This window comes from Azospirillum baldaniorum (assembly GCF_003119195.2).
GTDB lineage: Bacteria > Pseudomonadota > Alphaproteobacteria > Azospirillales > Azospirillaceae > Azospirillum > Azospirillum baldaniorum.
The window spans coordinates 893,897-909,364 of the sequence record NZ_CP022254.1 but is presented as its reverse complement, the minus strand read 5'-3'; the positions used below and the strand labels follow the sequence as shown (position 1 = coordinate 909,364).

15 protein-coding genes are annotated in these 15,468 nt (G+C 70.2%); 5 read left to right on the top strand and 10 right to left on the bottom strand.

Features of this window, described 5'->3' with window-relative positions; translation table 11 throughout:
- Nucleotides 1–32: 32 nt before the first annotated feature.
- From Sp245p_RS18545 to Sp245p_RS18535, 3 genes are all read right to left on the bottom strand, one after another.
- Entirely contained in the window at nucleotides 33–854 is an 822-nt protein-coding gene (locus tag Sp245p_RS18545) for a metallophosphoesterase family protein (RefSeq protein WP_014197681.1), read from the bottom strand.
- A 13-nt stretch (nucleotides 855–867) separates the two neighbouring features.
- Nucleotides 868–2,076, bottom strand: a complete 1,209-nt coding sequence (locus Sp245p_RS18540; RefSeq protein ID WP_014197680.1) for a carboxylate--amine ligase — start codon at nucleotides 2,074–2,076, stop codon at nucleotides 868–870.
- Between the two features lie 62 nt (nucleotides 2,077–2,138).
- Nucleotides 2,139–3,326, bottom strand: a complete 1,188-nt coding sequence (locus Sp245p_RS18535; protein WP_014197679.1) for a GNAT family N-acetyltransferase — start codon at nucleotides 3,324–3,326, stop codon at nucleotides 2,139–2,141.
- Between the two features lie 423 nt (nucleotides 3,327–3,749).
- On the opposite strand from Sp245p_RS18535, the gene Sp245p_RS18530 reads away from it, so the two are divergent.
- The 3 genes from Sp245p_RS18530 to Sp245p_RS18520 all read left to right on the top strand — a co-directional run bounded on the left by Sp245p_RS18530 (nucleotide 3,750) and on the right by Sp245p_RS18520 (nucleotide 4,771).
- Nucleotides 3,750–4,199 carry a Fur family transcriptional regulator gene (locus tag Sp245p_RS18530; RefSeq protein WP_014197677.1) on the top strand — a complete coding sequence of 150 codons (450 nt, stop codon included), beginning with the start codon at nucleotides 3,750–3,752 and terminating at the stop codon, nucleotides 4,197–4,199.
- Entirely contained in the window at nucleotides 4,199–4,450 is a 252-nt protein-coding gene (locus Sp245p_RS18525; protein ID WP_014197676.1) for a hypothetical protein, read from the top strand. Before Sp245p_RS18530 ends, Sp245p_RS18525 begins: the two co-directional genes overlap by 1 nt.
- A 105-nt stretch (nucleotides 4,451–4,555) precedes the next feature.
- Nucleotides 4,556–4,771 (top strand): SlyX family protein, encoded by a 216-nt coding sequence (locus Sp245p_RS18520; RefSeq protein ID WP_014197675.1) that lies wholly within the window; start codon nucleotides 4,556–4,558, stop codon nucleotides 4,769–4,771.
- A gap of 17 nt (nucleotides 4,772–4,788) precedes the next feature.
- Here the strand turns inward: Sp245p_RS18520 and Sp245p_RS18515 are convergent, their stop codons facing one another.
- The 4 genes from Sp245p_RS18515 to Sp245p_RS18500 form a co-directional block, all read right to left on the bottom strand.
- Nucleotides 4,789–5,049: a hypothetical protein gene (locus Sp245p_RS18515; protein WP_014197674.1), complete on the bottom strand. Its 261-nt coding sequence runs from the start codon at nucleotides 5,047–5,049 to the stop codon at nucleotides 4,789–4,791.
- Between the two features lie 155 nt (nucleotides 5,050–5,204).
- On the bottom strand, nucleotides 5,205–6,890 hold the full coding sequence (locus tag Sp245p_RS18510) for a GGDEF domain-containing protein (RefSeq protein ID WP_014197673.1): 1,686 nt from the start codon (nucleotides 6,888–6,890) through the stop codon (nucleotides 5,205–5,207).
- Nucleotides 6,891–7,034: 144 nt separating this feature from the next.
- On the bottom strand, nucleotides 7,035–7,820 hold the full coding sequence (locus Sp245p_RS18505; protein WP_014197672.1) for an HNH endonuclease family protein: 786 nt from the start codon (nucleotides 7,818–7,820) through the stop codon (nucleotides 7,035–7,037).
- A 119-nt stretch (nucleotides 7,821–7,939) separates the two neighbouring features.
- Nucleotides 7,940–8,815 (bottom strand): LysR substrate-binding domain-containing protein, encoded by an 876-nt coding sequence (locus Sp245p_RS18500; protein ID WP_014197671.1) that lies wholly within the window; start codon nucleotides 8,813–8,815, stop codon nucleotides 7,940–7,942.
- Nucleotides 8,816–8,919: 104 nt separating this feature from the next.
- Between Sp245p_RS18500 and Sp245p_RS18495 the strand changes: the two genes are divergently transcribed.
- Nucleotides 8,920–9,819 (top strand): DMT family transporter, encoded by a 900-nt coding sequence (locus tag Sp245p_RS18495; RefSeq protein ID WP_109138745.1) that lies wholly within the window; start codon nucleotides 8,920–8,922, stop codon nucleotides 9,817–9,819.
- A 184-nt stretch (nucleotides 9,820–10,003) separates the two neighbouring features.
- The gene (locus Sp245p_RS18490) at nucleotides 10,004–11,644 is read left to right on the top strand and encodes a Na/Pi cotransporter family protein (protein ID WP_246119793.1); all 1,641 of its coding nucleotides are present in this window, start codon (nucleotides 10,004–10,006) and stop codon (nucleotides 11,642–11,644) included.
- A 19-nt stretch (nucleotides 11,645–11,663) separates the two neighbouring features.
- Here Sp245p_RS18490 and Sp245p_RS18485 read toward each other — a convergent pair whose 3' ends face one another.
- From Sp245p_RS18485 to Sp245p_RS18475, 3 genes are all read right to left on the bottom strand, one after another.
- Nucleotides 11,664–12,596 carry an NAD-dependent epimerase/dehydratase family protein gene (locus Sp245p_RS18485; RefSeq protein WP_014197670.1) on the bottom strand — a complete coding sequence of 311 codons (933 nt, stop codon included), beginning with the start codon at nucleotides 12,594–12,596 and terminating at the stop codon, nucleotides 11,664–11,666.
- Between the two features lie 354 nt (nucleotides 12,597–12,950).
- Nucleotides 12,951–13,346: a response regulator gene (locus tag Sp245p_RS18480; RefSeq protein ID WP_041812332.1), complete on the bottom strand. Its 396-nt coding sequence runs from the start codon at nucleotides 13,344–13,346 to the stop codon at nucleotides 12,951–12,953.
- Entirely contained in the window at nucleotides 13,324–15,366 is a 2,043-nt protein-coding gene (locus Sp245p_RS18475) for an MASE3 domain-containing protein (protein WP_109138743.1), read from the bottom strand. Before Sp245p_RS18475 ends, Sp245p_RS18480 begins: the two co-directional genes overlap by 23 nt.
- Nucleotides 15,367–15,468 lie beyond the last annotated feature (102 nt).

The window sequence follows — 15,468 nt, the reverse complement described above, 5'->3', positions numbered from 1 at the left end:
TGATGTTGGCAACGGTTCAGTAAAGGCGCGGATCACGAGTTGATGACCCGCCGCACCATCTCGTAAATCCCCATCCGCCGCAGCCCACCCTGAAGGGCGGCGCGCAGCGGCGCCGGAATGGACAGCAGGCGCCGCGGCTCGATCCCCGCCCGGCGCGTCTTCTCGAAAGCCGCGCGGTCGTCGTAGGCGACACGCCGCACGCTCACCGTCCGTCGGCCGGTGTCGAACAGCATCCAGGTTGCCCGCCGCTCCTCCGTCCGCGGTTCCCCCACCGTGCCGGGGTTGAGCAGGTAGCAGGAACCGCCGCGCAGGGCGAGCTCGCTACCGGGATCGTGCTCCCACAGCTCCCCGTTGCGGTATTCGTGGATGCCGAGCCGGTGCGTGTGCCCATAGGCGCAAACGCGGGCGCCGGAGGGGTGGGCGAGCAGGGCCTGCGCCGTGCGCCGCATCCGGTCCTCGCTGTTCAGCCGGACCAGCTCGCAGCCCCGGTCCACATGAAGCGCTCCATGGACGGCGACGAGATGCTCTCCGACATTGGTCTTCAGCGGCAGGGCGGACAGCCACGCGACGTCCTCCGGTGGCAGGCGCTTGCGCGTCCAGGCGATGGCCCGGATGGCGCGGACGCTGAAGCCGTCGGTGGGGATCTGGCGGGTCACCGCGCGGTCGTGGTTGCCGGCGACGCAGACCGCCCCGGCTTCGCGCAGCAGCCTGATGCAGGGCGACGGGTCGGTGTTGTAGCCCACCACGTCGCCCAGGCAGACGACGCGCTCCACCCCGGCGCCGCTCATGTCGGCCAGCGTGGCCTCCAGCGCCTCACGGTTGGCGTGGATGTCCGACAGGATGCCGATCCTCATCGCCGCGGCATCCTCACTGCGCCTTCATCGCGCCGCCGGGCGCGTCGTGGTGCGCGCGCGACGGCAGGAAACGGGCGAGCTGGTTGTGCAGGAAGGGCATCGGGTCGTCGAGCGCGATGGCCTTGGCCTCGCAGCCCAGCACCCAAGGCAGCCAAGCCGCCATCGACAGGCCGCTGTCCTTGGCGGCCAGCCGGTCCTTGGTGATGTGGCACCAGCGCGCCCCGGCCCGCGCCTTGCCGACCGCCGGGCGCGGCAGGCCGAGCCGGTCGGCGTGGACCAGCGCCGGCAGGTTGACCCCGGCCACCGCCCCCAGATGGTGCCACAGGTTGAAGCGCGGGTTGACCTCCAGCAGGTGCAGCGCGCCGTCGGGGGCGCGCTTGAAGTCGAACTTGGCGACCCCGCGCAGGCTCAGCCGTTCGGTCAGCGAGCGGCCGAGCGCCGCCACGTCCGGCGCGTCGGTGATGGTCAGGGCCGTGCTGTGCCCGTAGGCGAGCGGGTAGGTGCGGATCTTGGCCCCCGTGAACTCGCCGGCCACGCCGCCGCGCTCGTCGACATAGACGTGGTAGCTCTCGATCCGGGTCTCCGGGCCGGGGATCATCTCCTGGACCAGCAGGTCCAGCCCGACCGCCGCCAGCCGCGGCCACACGGCGCGCAGCTCCTCGGCGGAATCGACCTGGATGGCCTTGGCGAAGCCGTCCGCCTCGTCCCACACCCGGCGGCGGGTCAGCGGCTTGACGATCAGGGGAAAGCGCAGGTCCACCACGTCGGGGGCGGCCTCGCGGGTCGGATAAAGGCGGCGGGTCGCCGGGACGGGCAGGTTCAGCCGCTCGGCCAGCGCCTGGAAGCGGCCCTTGTCCACCAGATCCTCGACCAGCTCGGCGTCGGCGATGGCGAAGCGGAACCCCTCGGCCAACCGGTCGCGGTTGCGCGAGACGAGCAGGAGCTGGGTGTCGTCCTGATAATAGAGGATCGGCTTTTCCGGCTGGCCCTTGGCGAAGGCCATCATCACCTCGACCAGCCCGTCCGGGTTGCGCGCCGGGTCGTCCCACAGGATGGCGTCCCTGGTGAAGCGGGAATGCAGGGCGGGGGCGCCGGGATGGGTGACCACGGCGCAGCGCAGCCCGGCCAGCCCCAGCGGGCGCACCATGTCCATGTCGCCCATCACGCAGGCCAAGGCGGCGTTGGCGGCGGCGGTTTCAGCGGCGGCGGGGGTGTTCTTCATTCTCGGCATCCTCCAACCGCCCGGTCGGCGGCCCTGCAGTTGCGGCTTCGGTTCCGGCGGCGTCAGCGGTTCATCAGGGGAAGCGGGCTGCGGATCAGCCGTCTCATCCGGTCGGTCAGCCCAGCCTTGACGCGGCGCAGGCGGGTGTCAATCTGGCGGCTCAGCCGGTCGGGGCCGAGCGCGATCCAGTTCATCGGCTGTTCGGTGTTGGAGAGCAGCGGCTTGTGCCCCGCCGGGGTGGACATGAAGTCGTAGCAGTCCTCGCCGCGGGCCAGCGTGTCCTCAATGGCCAGGACATGGGCGACCAGACCGGGCTTCAGCCGGTTGTCGGCCTCGTAGGCGAAGCCGCCCTGGTAGTTCATCACCCGCCCGCGATGGACGAAGTTGTAGAGATAGCCGATGACCGTGTCGCCGGCGCTGACCCGGCACAGCCGCACCGTCCCCGCTGGCACGCCGTCGGCGATCAGCCGCTCGTGGAAGGGGCGGAAGGCCGGGTTGGAGAAGGCGCCGGACTGGCCGCGGGCGTTCCAGCTCGCCTGATGCAGAATCTCCATGGCGTGGAAATCCTCCAGCGCCTCCGCCGCCGTCGCGGCGACGCGGTAGGTCAGCGGGCCGCGCTCCGTGTAGAGCCGCATGGCCCGGCGCACCGCGGCGCGGGTGTTCTTGCCAAGGCTGGCGAGATAGCCGGTACCCTGCCGGCGCACGCCCTCCAGATCGACCCACTGGCAGCTGTCGGCCACCCGGACCTGCAGCGCGTGGCCCTGCCGCGCCGCGGCGAGCCGCACCGCCGCTTCCGCCTCGGGCTCCAGCCCACCCAGCACCAGCTCGTCCCAATTGGTCAGGCGCTGCCCCAGCCAGTCGAAGCAGGCGGCCAGCACCGCGTCCGCGCAGTTCCGGTCCGCAAGGATGCCGTTGTACTCCACGAACAGCCGGTCGAAGGTCCGCTCCCCCGTCTCGTGCAGCAGCCAGCAGCGCGTGCGCAGCAGACCGAAGCGCCACTGTGTGCGCGGGCAGAGGAGCGCCAGCCCGACGACCTGTCCGCCGCGCCGCGCCACCAGGGCATGGGGGCGTGTGCCGCTGGGCAGGGAGGCCAGCCAGTTGCCGATCCACTGCCAGCCGAGGAAGAAGGACCCGTCGGCGCGCCGCTCCAGATCGGTCCAAAGCTCTTCAAGTTTGCTGGGATTTTCTACAGGCTGCAACGTGATGTCGATGGTGTCGCCGTCGTCCTCAACAAGAGTCCTCATGTCCATGGGCTCGGTCTTCCCTGGGGGATGTTGATGAAGGGCCGGCTTCGAATGTCTACGTAAAAAAGATGGGATTGGATCGACGTCTCGAAAACTTTGATCTCATCCGATCTATCCTGTGCTTCCGCATCTGCATCATGTACGGACGACTGTGACAAAAAACGCGGTGGCGGAAGGTGGGTTGCGGCGTCCCGGTGGGGGAACCCGTCCGGGTCATCCGGGGTATCGGGCGGTGATGCGGCGGCGCAATGGATGTGTCCGTCTGCCCCCGGATGACTTTCCGCCCGATGCCATGGGCCAGGGTGCTGGCCATTGGTCCAGGTCTAAAGACAGGTCTTACGGCCGCTCTTGCCGAAGACCGTTGTCCTTGCGGACTTTCCTCTCCATCTCTTGGAGTCCATGGGTTAGGCATCGGAAAGGACCGGCCCCGTGACCACGCCCGAAGAAGCCCTGCCGTCGCGGCTGGAACGCGCCTGCGCCGAGCGGGGGTTGAAGATGACCGGCCAGCGCCGGATCATCGCCCGCGTCCTGTCGGAAGCCGCCGATCATCCCGATGTGGAGGAGGTCTACCGCCGCGCGGCGGCGATCGACGCCGGGATCAGCCTTGCGACCGTCTACCGGTCCATGCGGCTGTTCGAGGAGATCGGGATCATCCAGCGCCACGATTTCGGCGACGGGCGGGCCCGCTACGAGGAGGCGCGCGGCGACCACCACCACCACCTGATCGACATCGAGACCGGCGAGGTGGTGGAGTTCCAGGATCCCGAGCTGGAGGCCGCCGTCACCCGCATCGCCCGGCATCTCGGCTTCGACATGATCGGGCAGCGGTTGGAGATCTTCGGGCGCCGCATCCAGCGCAAAGGCCCGGAGACGGCCTGATGGCGGCGGAGCGGAGAAGCGGGCCGGAGCACGATCCGGCGGAGCGATTCGCCGCCTGCGAGGCGGCGGTGTGCGGCTGCCGCCCGGTGGTGGAGCGCGCCTACCGCGAACTGGTCGATTGCGGGCGCCCCGACCGCCATGCGCTGGAGGCGGCAACGGTGGTTCTGCGCTGGCATCATCCGGAACTGGACGTGCCGCAGGCGCTTCAGATCGTCGAGCGCTGGGTGATCGCCCAAGGCCGGCTGCATTGATGGCGGCTGCATCGATACCGGCCGCATCGACGGCTCATTGATCTTGCCTTGCCCGGCGGAGCGGTTCTAAAGCTCTGTCCCTTCCGCGACACCGCAGGGCCATCCATGGACGCCAACGCCGAACGCCGCCTGACCGAGCTGGAATCCCGCCTTGCCCATCACGAGCGCATGGCCGAGGAGATGTCCGCTGTCCTGTTCGAGCAGGGGCGGACCATTGATCTCATGACGGCGCAGATGCGCCGCCTGCGCGACCGGATCGCGGAGCTTGAGTCCGGCGTGCCCCGCGCGCCGCAGGACGAGCCGCCCCCGCCCCACTACTGATCATCGCTTGCGGATGGTTACCGCATTTTCCAGCCGCCGCGGGGGCCGCACCAGCTGAGCTGCGGGCCGGCGGGCGGCTGGCGCGAGCAGTCGGCCTGGGCGCAGTTGCAGGCGGGAAACAGGCAGCGGTCGCCGTTCACGTCGGTGGCCTGCACGGCCAGTTCGTAGCGCGTGCCCCGCATCAGCTGCGCGCCGGCCGCGCTGTTGCGCTCGTAATGCTCGACGACGGCGAGCAGACGCAGCATGCGGGCCCGCTGTCCCTTGGTGTCGAGGCTCATCTTCCAATCTCCCGCCATGGCCGTCCGAGTCGTGCTCCGATGGACATGAAACGGCAGAAAAGGGCCAAGGCTCCAGCGTGCAACGGCCTTACCCACCGCTGGCCGGATGCCCGCCGGACGCGGTTCCCCGCTTGGCGGAGGCTTGGCCGCGGGGCCTAGGACGCCGGGTTCTTCGCCGCCTCGCCGGCTATGCCCTGGCTCTCGGCGGGGGCGGGCGGCAGGTCGGCCGACCAGCGGACGCCGCGGTTGCGGCCTGCGCGCTTGGCCTGATAGAGCGCCTGATCGGCGCGGCGCAGGGCTTGCGCCACGTCGGGCGAATCCTCGGGCCACAGCGCGATGCCCAGGGAGCAGCCGACCCGTACCGCTTCGCCCTGGATGCTGACGGGTTCGTTCACCGCGTCGATGATGCGGCGGGCCAGCCCGTCGAGGTCCGGCGGTTCGGCGCCGGCGCGCTGCGGCAGCACGGCGGCGAACTCGTCGCCGCCCAACCGGGCCACCACGTCGTCGCCGCGGAAGCATGCGGCCAGCCGCTCCCCCACCTGACGCAGCACGAGGTCGCCCGCATCGTGGCCCAGCCGGTCGTTCACCGGCTTGAAGCCGTCCAGATCGATGTAGAGGAAGGCGGCGGAGCCGTTGCCGGCGGTCGTGGCCTCCACATACTGCTCGAAATAGCGGCGGTTCGGCAGGCCGGTGAGCCGGTCCTGATAGGCGATGTCCTCCAGCCGGACCAGGGCGGCGTCGCGGTGGGTCAGCCCGTCCACCAGATCGCGCAGAGTCGCCGACAGCGAGGTGATCTCGGCGCTGCCGGCCAGCACCGGCATTTCCGCCCCGCGTTCGCCGCTGCGGATACGCTCCGCCGCCTGGGCGATGCGGCGCAGCGGCCGGGTGACCCGCCCGGCGGCCATCCAGCCGAGCACGCTGAACAGCAGCACCATGGCGCCGCCGGCCAGCACCGTCTCGACCATCTGGGCGGTGGCCGGGGCGTAGGCGACGGCCAGAGGCTGGCGGGCCACCACGCTCCAGCCCAGACCCGGATAGCTCAGATAGCCGTTGCCGTAGGCGTAGCCGGTCAGGTAGCGCTCCCCGTCCGGCCAGCGTTCGACGATCCAGCCGCTCTCGTTCTTCTGCGCGCTGCGCACCGCCTCGATGTCGAGGGGAGTGCCGAGCAGCTCGCGGGGGCCGAGCAGCACCGTGCGGTCGGCCGCGACCACGATCAGCTCCAGCTCCGCACGGCCCCGCATGGTGTCCATCAGGGAACGGCGGATCTCGCGCGTCCATTCCCAGCTCAGATGCGTGGCCAGCACGCCGACGACCTCGCCCCGCTCGTTGTGCACGGGGGTGGAGATGTCCACGAACTTCATGGCCTCGCCGGTCGGGTTCGGCAGCAGGAAGGCCAGCATCACCGCGTCGTGCACGTCGCCGACGAACTGCGATTTCTGTCCGTTCTGGAAGACCGGGCGCTTGGAAATGTCCACGCCGTCCAGCAGGCCGCCGGTGGCGGCGAGTACCTTGCCCTTGGTGTCGGTCACGCCCATCCAGGAGACGGTCGGGAAGAACTCCTGGAACTGCTCCAGCAGCCAGCGCAGCCGGACCGGATCGTCGATGGCGGGGGTGATGCCGAGCTTGGCCAGCATGCCGATCTCGCTGGCGCGCGACCACATGGAGCGGTCCAGCCGGTCGGCCATGTTGTGGGCGGCCTCCGCGAGCGAGTGCCCGATCTCGCTCTCGATCCGCTCGCGGGAGCGCAGGCCGGTCAGTGCCGCCAGCACGACGGAGACGCCAAGGACCAGAACGGCACCGGTCAGAGCCACCGTCGTCCGCAGACCGCGTTCCCTCGCCATGACGCCCGGCCGCTCCCTTCAACACCCCGCCGCCGTTCCGTCAGGAAGACCGCTTACGAATGTTCTATCAACTTTGGCTAGGTTTCAAAAGCGACATCAGGGGACGCCGCGCATACCGGCGCATGGAATTGTTGGAAAGGCCGGTCAGCGGGCCGGCCGGTTCCCCACGGCGGTGCGTCGGCAGTCGGACAGGATGTTGCCGACGGTGACGCGCTCCCGCTCGTCCATGGTCAGCTCCCAGCGCGCCTTCACGGCGATCCAGCCCGCCACATAGGCGCAGATGTACTCCTCGCGCGGCGGCAGCCAGTCCTCCGGTCCCTTCGAGCCCTTGGCGCGGTTGGCCGCCGCCGAGACGGTGACGAGGGTCAGCGGGTCGCTCAGGTCGTTGGCGTAGGCCGCGCGCTTCTCCCGCGGCCAGTCGTAGCCACCGCTGGCGTAGGTCTCCTCCAGCGGCACGCGGTGGTCGATGTCGACCTGCTTCGGCTCGGTGAAGGTTTCGCCGGTGTAGGGGTCGTTCCACACGCCGGACAGCACCGAACAACCGTTGGCCGACAGCTTGGCCGGCTTCGCGGAATCGCGGATCAGCACCTGCTCCCGCGTGTTCAGGCATTTGGAGTCGATGGTCAGCCAGTGCGGCCACTCATCCCGCACATAGCCGCGGCGGCGCTCCTCCTCCACCCGGATGCGGTCGAGCTGGGCGGCGACCGCGGCGTAGTCGATGCTGGCGTCGGGGACGGGGCGGGGGATGGGCCGTTGGCGCTGGGTCTTCTCCTCCCCCAGGATGGAATCCAAGGTGCCGGGCGGGACGAGGTGGAACCGCTCCGTCGCATAGACCGCGGCCAGCACCAGCAGAACGGCGACCAGCCCGCCCAGCGTCAGCGGACGGCCTCTCCGGCCGCCCCGCGGTGCTCCGCTCCTCCGTCGCGCCATGCCCCTGGTCCCTCAACCCTGTTCTTCGCCATACCTGGATATGGTTCCTGGGCTGTTCTATGGCGCTTTGGGGATGTGGCGCAACGGTGCGAGAGGAGTGGTCGGGCCGGGCAGCCCCGTCACGCCCACACCGGCTCCGGAAGGCTCTCCATCAGCAGGCCGGTGACCATTTCCACCCCGGCACCCCGCGCCGTGCTTCCGGTCAGCAGCGCCAGTTCCGTCTCCGGCAGGGCCGGCAGACCGTCCGCCACGCCGAGGAAGCGGCCGCCGGGCGGCAGGGCGCTGTGGGGAAGCACGCTGACGCCCAGTCCGCCGGACACCGCGGCGCGCACCCCGGCGTGGTTGGGGCTGGAATAGGCGACCCGCCAGCGCCGCCCGGCGCGCTCCAGCTCATGCACCGCGCGGTTGCGGTAGACGCAGCCCTGCGGGAAGAGCACCAGCGGCAGCGGGTCCTCGCGGTGCAGGTCCTCCGCCGCCGGGCCGACCCAGCAGAGCGGCTCCCGCCACGCGCGCAGCGCGCCGGGGCGGCTGGGTTCCTGCTTGACCAGGACGATGTCGAGGTCCCCGCACTCCACATCGGCGCGCAGCCGCACCGACAGGTCGCAGCGGACGTCCAGCCGCAGCCGCCGGTTCGCCCGCGCGAAGTCGGCGAGCAGGCGGGGCAGCCGCTCCACCGCGTAATCCTCCGGCACGCCGAGCCGCACCACCTCCGCCGCCGGGCGCCCGGACAGCACGGCGTTCGCCTCGTCGTTCAGAGCCAGCAGCCGGCGGGCGTAGCCGAGCAGCCGCTCGCCGTCGTCGGTCAGCGCGACGGTGCGGCTGTTGCGGTCGAGAAGAGGCAGGCCGACCTGCTCCTCCAGCCGGCGGATCTGTTGGCTGACCGTCGATTGCGTTTTGTGAACCCGCTCCCCGGCCCGCGTGAAGCCGCCGGCATCCACCACCGAGACGAAGGTGCGCAGCAGTCCCAGATCCATCTCGCGCATCGGACCGACCATTCAAATTTCGAATGCAATGGATGATACCATCCAATTTCCAAATGGAAAGGTCCCGCGCCATCCTCTCTCCAACGCACAGCCTTCCGCATGGGAGAGGACCGGCCATGACGCACGCCGCCACACATTCCTTACCCCTGACCGACCCCCGGGCGGCGCCGCTCGCCCTGGTCGTGCCCTTCTGCCTCGCCTGGAGTTCGGCCTTCGCCGCGGGGAAGATCGGCTTGGCCGACTGCCCGCCGCTGCTGCTGCTGGCCTTCCGCTTTCTGATGGCCGGGGCGCTGCTCGCCGCCGTCGCGGCGTGGCGTGGCGAGTATCGGGGGATGGCCGGGCGGACCCTCGCCCTGCTGGCGCTGCTCGGTTTGCTCAACCACGCGCTCTATCTGGGGCTGAGCTACAGCGGCATGACCTACGTGTCCTCCGGCCTGACGGCGCTGATCGTCAGCGCCAACCCGGTGCTGACCGCGGCGCTGGCCGCCCTGCTGCTGGGCGAGGCGATGAACCGGCGCAAGGCGGTGGGGCTGGCGCTGGGGGTGGCCGGGGTGGCGCTGGTGGTCCGCGGGCGGCTGGGCAGCGGGACGGACGCGCCGCTGGGCATCGTCCTGGCGATCGGCGCGCTGGTGGCGCTGTCGGTGGGGACGTTGCTGTTCAAACGGCTGGCGCCGCGGGCGGGGCTGCTCGCCGGCACCGGGGTGCAGGTGCTGGCGGCGGGGCTGGCGCTGCTGCCCCTTGGGTTGCTGCTGGAGGACGCCGGGTCGATCCGGCTGACCGCCGGTTTCGCCGGGTCGCTGGTCTATCAGGCGCTGGTGGTGTCGATCGGCGGTTACCTGCTGTGGTTCCGCCTGCTGCAGCGGACGAGCGCCACGGAGGCCAGCGCCTATCACTTCCTGATGCCGCCTCTGGGCATGCTGTTCGGCTGGGCGCTGCTGGGCGAGACGGTGCAGCCCTGGGACCTGCTCGGCATCCTGCCGGTGGCCTTGGGCATCCGGTTGGTGACGCGGGGGTAAGGGCCGCGTCCTGGCAAAAAGGGATACGCCTTTCGCGGGGGATCAGGTTGCGCCCTACGATTGTTACGTTTTCATGACTCGTCCCGCTCCATCGTCCTGCTGTTGAGGCCCACACGCCGGGAGGCCCGCCATCACGACCGCCGCCATCTCGCCCACCCTGGTCCTGATCGACATCCTCGGCGCCGTGGCGCTGCTGCTGTGGGCGCTGCGGCTGGTGCGGACGGGTGTCTTCCGGTGGGGCGGGGCGGCGGTCCGCCGCTGGGTCGGCTACGGCACGCGCAACCGGCTGGCCGCCTTCCTGGCCGGCGTCGCCGCCACCATCGCGGTGCAGAGCAGCACGGCCACCGCCCTGATGACCGCCTCGATGGCCGGGCAGGGCTTCATGACCACCCCCATGGCGCTGGCGGTGATGCTGGGCGCCGACGTCGGGACCAGCCTCGTCGCCCGGCTGCTCGCCGTCGACCTGCACTGGCTGTCGCCCAGCCTGCTGCTGCTCGGCGGGGCGCTGCACGCGCTGGGCGGCGAGCATCGCGGCCGGCGGGCGCTGGCCCGCATCCTGGTCGGCATCGGGCTGATGCTGCTCGCCCTGAAGCTGCTGGGTGCGGCCACCCTGCCGGTCCGGGAGTCGGCGCTGGTCCAGGCGATGCTGGAGGCGCTGGGCGGCGAGCCGCTGTTCGCCCTGATCGTCGCGGCGGCCCTGACCGCGGCGGTGCATTCCAGCCTCGCCACGGTGATGCTGGCGGGGTCGCTGGCCGGGGCGGGGGTGATCGGGACCGAGACGGCGGTGGCGCTGGTCCTGGGCGCCAATCTGGGCGGTGCGGTGCCGGCGGTGTTGGCGACGTCGGCGGACGGAGCGATGGCGCGGCGGGTGCCGCTGGGCAATCTGCTGGTCCGGGTGACCGGGTCGCTGCTGGCCCTGCCGCTGGTGCCGATGGCCGCCTCGTTCCTGGCCGGCATGGCCCCGCTGACGGCGGTGGTCAGCGCGCACGTCGCCTTCAACGTGGCGCTGGCGTTGCTCTTTCTGCCTCTGGTGACGCCGCTCGCCCGGCTGACCGAAGGGCTACTGCCCCAACCGGAGGACGCGGGCGAGGACGCGGCGACGCCCCGGCATCTCGACGAGTCGGCGCTGGAGACACCATCCGTCGCCATCGCGGGTGCGGTGCGCGAGACCCTGCGGCTGGGCGATCTGGTGGAGGACATGCTGTGCCGCAGCCTGACCGCCCTGCGCCAGAACGACGAGCGCCCGATCGCCGAGGTCAGCCGCGCCGACGACCGGGTGGACCGGCTGCACACCGCCCTCAAGCTCTACCTCGCCAAGCTCGGCCGCCATCATCTCGATGCCGAGGAGACACGGCGCGTCGACGACCTGATGGCCTTCGCCATCAACCTGGAGCACATCGGCGACATCATCGACAAGAGCCTGATGGAACTCGCCGCCAAGCGCATCCGCCACCATCTGCATTTCGCGCCGGAGGATTTCCGGGAGGTCGAGGAGCTGCACCGCCGCACGGTGGAGAACCTGCGCACGGCGCTCGGCATCCTGATCGGCGAGGACCGGCGGCTGGCCCGGCAGCTCATTGCCGGCAAGGACGCGGTGCGGGCGCTGGAGCGCACCGCCACCGCCCGCCACCTCGACCGCGTGCGCCGCGGTGACGCCGCCAGCATCGAGACCAGCGCCCTGGTGCTCGACATCCTGCGCGACCTGAAGCGGATCAACGCCCATGTCGCCGCGGTCGCCCTGCCGATCCTCGATCAGGTGGGGGAACTCAGCGAAAGCCGCCTGAAGGTCGTCGGGCTGCCCAGGCTGGAAAGCCGCGACGTGTAGGGGAGGGACGCCCGCGGGTTTACCGCGGCATTTCCCCGGTCAGGGTCGCGCTCAGCCCCTGCAGCAGGCCGAACCGGCAGCCTTCGCCGAAGGTGGCGCGCAGCCGGGCCGGGTCGCCGATGGACACGCGGATGTCGCCCGCCCGCGCCGGCTGGTGAAGACGGCGCACCCGGCTGGCGCACAGCTCCTGCAACACCTCAAGCAGCATCAGCAGCGAGGTCGGGCGGCCGGTGCACAGGTTGAAGACCTCCGCCCCCTGGGACTGGCGCTCCATCGCCTTGACGAGGAAGCGCACGACGTCGCCGACGAACACGAAGTCGCGGACCTGCTCGCCGTCGCCGAAGATCGTCACGTCCTCGCCCTGCGCCACCCGGCGGGCGAAGATCGAGATCACCCCGGAATAGGGGGAGGACGGGTCCTGCCGCGGCCCGTAGACGTTGAAAAAGCGGAAGCCCGTCGTCGGCACCCCATGGATGGCCCAGGCGACGTTGGCGTGCAGCTCGCAGCCCAGCTTGTCCACGCCGTAGGCGGACAGCGGGCGCGTCGCGGCGTCCTCGCGCAGCGGGGTGGCCGTGTTGTCGCCATAGACCGCGGCGGAGGAGGCGTAGACCACCGGCACCGGGTTGCCGTTGCGGGCGCTGCGCGCCGCCTCGAAGACGGTGACGGTGCCCGACAGGTTGGTGCGGTGGGTTTCCGCCCACAACTCTCGTGAGCGCTGAACGGAGGCGACCGCGGCCAGATGGAACACGCCGTCCACCCCCTGCATCGCCTGATGGACCGCGTCGGGGTCGGCGACGTCGCCGACCACCAGCTTCGCCAGAAGCGGTTTGTTCTCCAGCCGGCCGGTGCTCATGTCGTCCAGGATGGTGACCCGGTGCCCGTCGCCGATCAGCCGGTCGGCCAGATGCGATCCGATGAATCCGCAGCCGCCGGTCACGAGAAAATGGGCCATGCGCCGTCCTTTCCACCTTCGCAATGCATGGTGTCATAGTGGCGAGGCGGGGCGGGGTGGACCAGCCCATCTTAGGGGTAGCGAAGGGCGCAAGGGGTGCGCCGTTCCTGGCCGTTCGGGGTGGCACATCCCGAATCGGCGCCGTTTCAGAGGCCTTTTCCGCCACCCCCGCGGCGGGCAGGCGGAACCGAAGGTTCAACAGCCTTATCCACCATCTTATGCACTTTTTTGTGGATAACTTCGGTCAAGGGGACCGATGGCTGCCGGGAAGCGGAAGGGATGCCGCCGTGTGTCCGGAGCAACAGCGGAGGCACGGCCCGGCTGTCCGTCGGCTCCCTTTCAGTCGGCTCCCTTTCAGCCGGTTTCCGACTCGCCCGCCATGGACAGCAGGCGGGCCACGGCCTTGCGCAGCTCTTCGTTCAGGAAGGGCTTGTAGAGCACGGCGTCCGCCGCGAACATCTCGGCCATCTTCAGGGCGTAACCGGCGGGCAGGTTCGGCGCCCCTCCGGACATGGCGAGCACCTTGCCGCCGGGGTTGCGGGTGCGCGCGGCCTTGATGACCTCCACCCCGTCGGCCTCGGGCATCAAGACATCGGTGACGATCAGGTCGAAGACCGCGCCGCCGTCCAGCAGGCCGATGGCGACGCGTCCGTTTTCCGCCTCGACGACCTCGTGGCCGGCCTGTTCGATCACTTCGGTGACCGCCAGCCGCACGGCGGCCGAATCCTCAACGACCAGCACCTTCGCCATGAACCAGCATCCCATGTGTCGTTTGGCCCGGTCCACCGGTCGGGGCGGTGGGCAGGTCGATGATGAAGGACGTTCCGCGTCCGGGGGCGCTCTCCACCAGGATGTCGCCTCCCCCGTTCCGTACGATACCATATACCACCGAAAGCCCAAGCCCAGTCCCGGTGCCGACCGGCTTGGTGGTGAAGAAGGGGTCGAACACGCGCTGGCGCGTCGCCTCGTCCATACCCGTGCCGGTGTCGGCGACGGTCAGCCGCACATAGTCGCCCTCGCCGAGCTGGCGGCGGGATGCGTCCCGTTCCCTCAGGCTCAGGGAACGGGCGCCGATGGTCAGGGTGCCGCCCTGCGGCATGGCATCGCGGGCGTTCTGGATCAGGTTGAGAAGGACCTGGGTCAGTTCGGTCGCGGTGATGGTCACCGCGTTCAGGCCGGGCTCCAGCCGCGCGCGCGTCTCGATGGACGCCGGCATCGAGGGGGCGGCGAGTTCCAGGGCGGAATGCACGGCCTCCTCCAGGTTGCCCGGCGGCGACTCGGCCACCTCGACACGGGCGAACTGAAGGACGTCGCGCATGATCGTGCGGGCTTTCACCCCGCTGTCGTGGATGGCGTTCAGATAGGTGTGGAGCTTGCGATCCTCTCCGGCGCGGCCGCGCGCCAGATCGGACAGGCTGATGACCGGTTGCAGCAGGTTGTTGATCTCGTGGGCGAGGCCGCCGACGAGGCTGCCGAGCGCCGCCATGGTCTGCTTCTGCCGCGCCGCTTCCGCCGACTGGCGCCGCGCGCTGATGTCGCTGGTGGTGCCGCGGTAGCCGAGGAAGGCGCCGTTGCCGTCATAGCGCGGCGTGCCGCTGACCATCACCCAGCGCGCGCTCCCCCCCGGCGAGGCCAGCGGGAAGGACAGGCGGCGGAAGGGTTCCCGCCGGTGCAGGGCTTCCGTCAGGGCGGGGAAATCCTCCTCGGGACGGTTGCGGTCCAGAAGGTCGGCGTGGGTGAAGCCCAGAAGCTCTGCCCCGCCGCGCCCGGTGGATTCCTGGGCGCGCGGCGACAGGGCGGTGAAGCGCCCGCGCTCGTCGGTCTCCCAGAACCAGTCGTTGGAGCATTCCAGAAGCGCCCGCCAGCGCGCCTCGCTCTCGCGCAGCTCGGCGGTGCGGGTGGCGATCAGCGATTCGAGCCCGCTCAGATGATCGCGCAGGGCCTCCTCGCTGCGGCGCATCCGGTAGAAGGCGAGATCGTAGGGATTCTGCAGGGCGGTGACGATGATCGCCCGGTACAGCAGGTAGAAGGACAGGATCTTGATGAAATGCCCCAGCGCGTTCATCGCCCCGTGGGGATCGGTGTAGAGCGTGAAGATCAGCTCCTGCGGGGCCAGCAGGGCGATGCCGGCGAAGGTCAGGCCGAACACCCTGGGCTCGAACTGCCGACGCTTGCGGCACAGCAGCAGGCAGGCGACGACCGCCGCGGCGCTGAACGCGTATTCGGCGCCCACCTTGAAGGGGGTCAACCCGACGTCCGGAACGAAGCTGTCCGGCATGATGTCGAAGGTGAAGATCGACAGCAGGGTGCAGGCCACGACCGCGGCCTGGATCAGCAGCACGTCGCCCGTGCGCAGCCGCTTCTCGGTCAGCAGCGGCGCAGCCAGGAAGACCGCGGCCTGAAGGCCGCGGGCGGCGATCCAGAGCTGGGTGGATTGGTTGGCGCCGGCCTCGCCGATGACGTTCATACCGGGAAAGGCGATGGCGTGCAGCAGGTCCAGCAGCGCGATGCCCGGCATGGACAGGCCGACGAAGGCGAGGAAGGGCGATTGGTTCGTGTCCCGCGTGTTCCAGGCGATCGTGAAGATCGTCATGGCGACGGCGACGGCGAACAACTCTGCGCAGAGATGGAACAGCAGGTAGTTGTGGCGCATCACCGTGCCCAGAACCGCCATCAGGATCAGCAGGGCGGTCAGGCCGGACAGGAAGGAACGGTCCCGGAGCCAGCGGGTGAACGTCGATCTGATGGCGGACGGCTGGGTCCCGCTCATGAACGGTCGGCTCCGCGGTGGACGGGAGGGGCGGCCCACGGATGGCCCGGTCAGCCGACCATGGCTATGCCGCTGGACCGATCAACACACCAAATCCCGTCG

What these genes read in the sequence shown, in the direction of transcription:
- Sp245p_RS18525 (WP_014197676.1), top strand. Translation starts at nt 4,199, where the DNA reads ATGGCGGCGGAGCGGAGAAGCGGGCCGGAGCACGATCCGGCGGAGCGA.
- Sp245p_RS18510 (WP_014197673.1), bottom strand. Translation starts at nt 6,890, where the DNA reads ATGGCGAGGGAACGCGGTCTGCGGACGACGGTGGCTCTGACCGGTGCC.
- Sp245p_RS18545 (WP_014197681.1), bottom strand. Translation starts at nt 854, where the DNA reads ATGAGGATCGGCATCCTGTCGGACATCCACGCCAACCGTGAGGCGCTG.
- Sp245p_RS18515 (WP_014197674.1), bottom strand. Translation starts at nt 5,049, where the DNA reads ATGAGCCTCGACACCAAGGGACAGCGGGCCCGCATGCTGCGTCTGCTC.
- Sp245p_RS18520 (WP_014197675.1), top strand. Translation starts at nt 4,556, where the DNA reads ATGGACGCCAACGCCGAACGCCGCCTGACCGAGCTGGAATCCCGCCTT.
- Sp245p_RS18495 (WP_109138745.1), top strand. Translation starts at nt 8,920, where the DNA reads ATGACGCACGCCGCCACACATTCCTTACCCCTGACCGACCCCCGGGCG.
- Sp245p_RS18485 (WP_014197670.1), bottom strand. Translation starts at nt 12,596, where the DNA reads ATGGCCCATTTTCTCGTGACCGGCGGCTGCGGATTCATCGGATCGCAT.
- Sp245p_RS18500 (WP_014197671.1), bottom strand. Translation starts at nt 8,815, where the DNA reads ATGGTCGGTCCGATGCGCGAGATGGATCTGGGACTGCTGCGCACCTTC.
- Sp245p_RS18475 (WP_109138743.1), bottom strand. Translation starts at nt 15,366, where the DNA reads ATGAGCGGGACCCAGCCGTCCGCCATCAGATCGACGTTCACCCGCTGG.
- Sp245p_RS18505 (WP_014197672.1), bottom strand. Translation starts at nt 7,820, where the DNA reads ATGGCGCGACGGAGGAGCGGAGCACCGCGGGGCGGCCGGAGAGGCCGT.
- Sp245p_RS18480 (WP_041812332.1), bottom strand. Translation starts at nt 13,346, where the DNA reads ATGGCGAAGGTGCTGGTCGTTGAGGATTCGGCCGCCGTGCGGCTGGCG.
- Sp245p_RS18535 (WP_014197679.1), bottom strand. Translation starts at nt 3,326, where the DNA reads ATGGACATGAGGACTCTTGTTGAGGACGACGGCGACACCATCGACATC.
- Sp245p_RS18540 (WP_014197680.1), bottom strand. Translation starts at nt 2,076, where the DNA reads ATGAAGAACACCCCCGCCGCCGCTGAAACCGCCGCCGCCAACGCCGCC.